Source organism: Candidatus Margulisiibacteriota bacterium (assembly GCA_031268855.1).
GTDB lineage: Bacteria > Margulisbacteria > Termititenacia > Termititenacales > Termititenacaceae > Termititenax.
Genome location: JAIRWS010000088.1, coordinates 1 through 4,699, shown reverse-complemented (window position 1 = coordinate 4,699; position 4,699 = coordinate 1). Strand labels below are relative to the sequence as shown.

Annotated in this window: 5 protein-coding genes; 3 read left to right on the top strand and 2 right to left on the bottom strand. The window is 51.4% G+C overall.

The annotated features are described in order from the left end of the window. The first annotated feature begins 61 nt into the window (after positions 1 to 61). On the top strand, positions 62 to 640 hold the full coding sequence (locus tag LBJ25_05370) for a hypothetical protein (GenBank protein MDR1453385.1): 579 nt from the start codon (positions 62 to 64) through the stop codon (positions 638 to 640). On the opposite strand, the gene LBJ25_05365 is transcribed toward LBJ25_05370, so the two are convergent. Beyond that, a complete protein-coding gene (locus tag LBJ25_05365) occupies positions 597 to 992 on the bottom strand; it encodes a hypothetical protein (protein ID MDR1453384.1) in 396 nt (131 codons plus the stop codon). The two genes, LBJ25_05370 and LBJ25_05365, sit on opposite strands and share 44 nt — an antisense overlap. A 107-nt stretch (positions 993 to 1,099) precedes the next feature. Here LBJ25_05365 and ppdK point away from each other — a divergent pair, with 107 nt between their 5' ends. Beyond that, positions 1,100 to 3,979 carry a pyruvate, phosphate dikinase gene (gene ppdK, locus LBJ25_05360; GenBank protein MDR1453383.1) on the top strand — a complete coding sequence of 960 codons (2,880 nt, stop codon included), beginning with the start codon at positions 1,100 to 1,102 and terminating at the stop codon, positions 3,977 to 3,979. A gap of 69 nt (positions 3,980 to 4,048) precedes the next feature. Here ppdK and LBJ25_05355 read toward each other — a convergent pair whose 3' ends face one another. Next, a complete protein-coding gene (locus tag LBJ25_05355; protein MDR1453382.1) occupies positions 4,049 to 4,270 on the bottom strand; it encodes a helix-turn-helix domain-containing protein in 222 nt (73 codons plus the stop codon). 76 nt (positions 4,271 to 4,346) lie between these two features. On the opposite strand from LBJ25_05355, the gene LBJ25_05350 reads away from it, so the two are divergent. Further along, positions 4,347 to 4,699 (top strand): hypothetical protein (locus LBJ25_05350; GenBank protein MDR1453381.1); only part of this gene is annotated, 353 nt, incomplete at its 3' end.

Sequence of the window (4,699 nt, the reverse complement as noted above, 5' to 3'; positions counted from 1 at the left end):
GCCGCCGCAGGCCGGCAAAAAAATTGCAACAATTTTTTTCTCCTGACGATATATTACCGTTATGAAATGGTTATCTGCCAAACTTTGGGAATACTCTGAATTGCCGCGGCCTTATGCTTACCCTTTGAAAGGTCAGGGCAAGAAGCTGGCCGAGCTAAGCTGGGAAGATTTTCAAGACATTTCAGACGCGCATTGGCGGAAGCTGCTGGCGGATATATATAATATAGACGCCCGGAGTTTGATCGTTGATTTTGCCGACGACAAGGTGTGTTATGATGTAGAGCAGGGTTTTGTTTTTTTGGCTTGTTATGCTGGCGATCCGGATTTGAGCTGGGAGAGCGCTAAATTATTTTTGGGGATTATCAATAAATTCCAGCAGGCTGCCGTGCGGTATGAACAAACACTGAAAACTTCAGCGGAAAAAAACGATTTATACCGCAAGATCGATGAGCGGCTCCTGTTTTTGCGCGGCGAAGTGTCTTTCCATTGCTTTTGGACTAACGAAATGCAGGAAGCAATAGAGCGGAATCTTACCACGCTGCTCGGTATATATCGGGAAAAATTACAAAAAATTAAACCTCAGGCAGCAAGCGATATTACTCAATTTTATAGCTTAGTGGTATCAGTAGATATTCATTGATAACGCTTTCATCGAGTGAAACACGGCCTTCGGCGGTCAGTGTTTGGCCGAGCTGTTGGGGCGGCAGGGTAAAGTTGGGCGAGGTCGCCTCAAAATCGAGCAGTACCAGACCGGTGTCGTCTTCCACAAAAGCCCAACCGCCGGTCGTTTTACTCTGGTAAATAATTTTGCCGCGGATCTGCACGAGAGTTTGAGCTTTGGCGTGACGCTTGTAATTTTTGTCCAATTCGCTGATCTTTTGCGGCTGGGAGAGCGTCAGCGGCGGCAGAGAAATTTCCGGCGCGGCAGTCGGCTGACAGCCGGATAGAGCCAGCACAGCCAGACTTATCAGTAAAACACGCAGGCAGAACATACTTTATTATAAGGCTAAAAACCGGCTGCTTCAAACTTTACGAAACGCGGTTTTTACGTTAATATCCTCAACGTTTTGGGCGCAAAAATTTTAGGAGGAATATCCCAATGGCAGTAAAATCAGCAAAGAAAATAAAGGGAACAAGATCAGGAGTAAAGACCGCGAAAAAAACGGTCAGGCCGGTCAAAAAAGCCGCGGCGAAAACAAAATATCAGAAGGTTTATTTTTTTGGCAACGGTAAGGCCGAAGGTAACGGAACAATGAAGGATATTCTGGGCGGCAAAGGCGCCGGTCTGGCGGAAATGACCAATAGCGGCGTGGCGGTGCCGGCTGGTTTCACGCTCACGACCGAGATGTGCGCTCAGTTTTACGAAAATGGCCGACAGTTTCCGGCGGGCCTGGAAAAAGACGTTAACGCCAATATTGCCAAGCTGGAAAAAGCGATGGGCCGGAAACTCGGCGATGAAAAAGATCCGCTGCTGGTTTCCGTGCGTTCCGGCGCGAAAGAGTCCATGCCGGGCATGATGGACACTATTCTCAATCTTGGCATTAATGACAAAGTCGTCGTGGCCTTAATCAGGAAAACTAACAATCCGCGTTTTGCCTGGGATTCTTACCGCCGTTTTATTCAAATGTTTTCCGATGTGGCGATGGATGTTGACAAACATCTTTTTGAGCACGCGCTGACCGAAGCCAAGCACAGTATCGCGGATAAGATCGGCAAAGAGAAAAAAGACGTGAAGGATACTGATTTGGCCGCCGAGGATCTAGAAAAACTGGTCGGCGTTTATAAAGCTATCTATAAAAAGACCAAAGGCGCGGATTTTCCGCAGGAGCCGAAAATCCAGCTCTGGGCGGCGATCAAAGCGGTGTTTGGCAGCTGGAATAATGAACGCGCGATTTTTTACCGCCAGAAATACAATATCAAGGGTCTGCTCGGTACGGCGGTCAATGTGCAGGCGATGGTCTTCGGTAATATGGGTAATACTTCGGCGACTGGCGTGTGTTTTTCACGCAATCCGGCGGCCGGCGAGAACAAATTTTACGGCGAGTTCCTGATCAACGCGCAGGGCGAGGACGTGGTGGCCGGTATCCGCACGCCGCAGAAAATTTCCCTCGAGGCTTCGCGCGAATGGGCCGCCGCCAACGGCATTGCCGAGTCCGAACGCCAGGCTAAATTTCCGTCACTGGAAGAGGTCATGCCGGTGACGTACAAAAAACTTTTGAGCTACAAAAATATGCTCGAAAAACACTACAAAGACATGCAGGATATGGAGTTTACAATTCAGGAAAACAGTCTGTACATGCTGCAGACTCGCAACGGTAAACGCACCGGTTTTGCGGCGGTGCGCTGCGCTTGCGATATGCTCAAAGAAAAACTGATCGACGAAAAGACCGCCGTCTCGCGCGTCCTGCCGGAGCAGTTAAATGAATTACTGCGGCCGATCTTCGACCGCGCGGACAAAGAAGCGGCGCTGAACGCCGGACGGGTTTTGGCGCGCGGCCTCAATGCCGGCCCGGGCGCGGCCTGCGGCAAGATCTACTTCAGCGCGCCGGAAGCGATAGCCGCCGCGCAGAATAATAAAGAAAAAGTAGTGCTGGTGCGTATCGAGACCACGCCGGAAGACATCAAAGGCATGGTTATTGCCGAGGGTATTTTGACCGCGCAGGGCGGCGCAACTTCGCACGCCGCGGTGGTCGCCCGTCAGCTTGGCCGCGTCTGCATCGCGGGCTGCGGCGCGTTGAATATCGATTATGCCAATAAATTAATGACGGTCAACGGTCGGACAGTCCGGCAGGGCGATTATATTTCGCTGGACGGTTTTACCGGCGAGGTTATCGCCGGGCAGGTCAAGACCAAGCCGTCGGAAATTTTGCAGGTGCTGATCGAAAAATCTCTCGACCCGAAAAAATCCGCGCTCTATCAGCAGTATAAATTTATCATGGACGCGGCCGGTAAACTTAAAAAACTTGGCGTGCGCGCCAATGCGGATCAGCCGGATCAAGCGTCCGACGCGCTGGCTTTCGGCGCGGAAGGTATCGGCCTGTGCCGCACCGAGCACATGTTTTTCGGCGGCGACCGGATCAAGGCGGTGCGCGAGATGATCCTGGCGGAAGACGTGGCCGGCCGCCAGAAAGCGCTGGCCAAACTTTTGCCGATGCAGATCGAGGATTTTACAGGGCTTTTCCGGACAATGAACGGCCTGCCTGTGACGATCCGCCTGCTCGATCCGCCGCTGCATGAGTTCCTGCCGACCAAAGAAGTAGAAGTCGAAGAGCTGTCGCAGGAAATGCGGGTCAGCGTGGAGCAGCTCAATTTCAAGATCAAGCAGCTGCATGAATTTAACCCGATGCTCGGCCACCGCGGCTGCCGTCTGGGTATCACGTATCCAGAGATTTTTGACATGCAGGTCGAGGCGATCATCAAAGCGGCCGCGGCGATCAAAAAATCCGGTCAGAATATTGTGCCGGAGATCATGATCCCGCTGATCGGGCATATTAAAGAATTGCAAATCCTCAAGGACAACGCCGTGGCGGTGATCGAAAAAGTCCTGAAAGAATCCGGCGTCAAGCTGACTTATAAAATTGGCACGATGATCGAAGTGCCGCGCGCGGCGATGACCGCTGACGAGATCGCTTCCGCGGCGGAATTTTTCTCTTTTGGCACGAATGACCTGACGCAGATGGGCTGCGGTTTTTCACGCGACGACAGCGGCAAATTTTTGCCGGAGTATGTGGCCAAGGCGATCTACGACAAAGATCCTTTTCAGACCCTTGACCAGACCGGCGTCGGCCGCATGATGCAGTACGCCATCGAGAGCGGCCGCCGCGTGCGTCCGGATCTGAAGATCGGCATTTGCGGCGAGCATGGCGGCGATCCAGACACCGTGCAGTTTTGCCACAAGATCGGTTTGAATTACGTGTCCTGCTCTCCTTACCGCGTGCCTCTGGCTATCCTGGCCGCGGCGCATGCGGCGTTGAAATAAAAAGAAATAAAAAATGCCTGTATATCCCTGCGCGCTTTAAGTCTGGCCGCGGCGCGCGGGGGTGGCTTTTTATAAATTTTCCACCAATTCGCTAAAAGAAATATTTAGTCCCAGTGTGATTTTTTTGATGGTAGTGGCGCGCGGATCGGATTGTCCGGTTTCGATTTTGCTTAAACCTGATTTGGTAAAATCGTTTTCATAAGCAAATTTGTTCAGGCTGATCCCCTGGGTTTCACGTATTTTTCTGATCCGCCGCCCTAAGGTTTGCAAAAAATCTTTTTGTTTTTTCATTGTTTTTACATTGTACTTGACAAACTTAATTTCTCTGTTATATAATAGAGAACACTTAAAACAAGGGGGTATATTTATGACTATAGCTAGGGGCCAGCCAATGCTGGCCAGCGATATATTGGATCTGACTTTTTTTCCGGTGGGTGCGATCTTGATGATGGACGGCGGCTGGACGGACGGACGCGGCGGCTGGTACATCTGCGACGGAAAAGAAAAAACTTTGCCCAACGGCAGCAGACAGAGGACGCCGGATCTGAAAGATAAATTTATTCGGGGCGGATCATCGGCTGGCGGCGTCGGGGGCAGCGATTCTGTTTCGGCGAACATCACTTTGACCGCTGAAAATTTGCCCGGCCACGGGCATGCCTTTTCAGGAACATTTACTACAGGGAATACCAGCGTTACGCACACGCATACCGTAACGGCTAC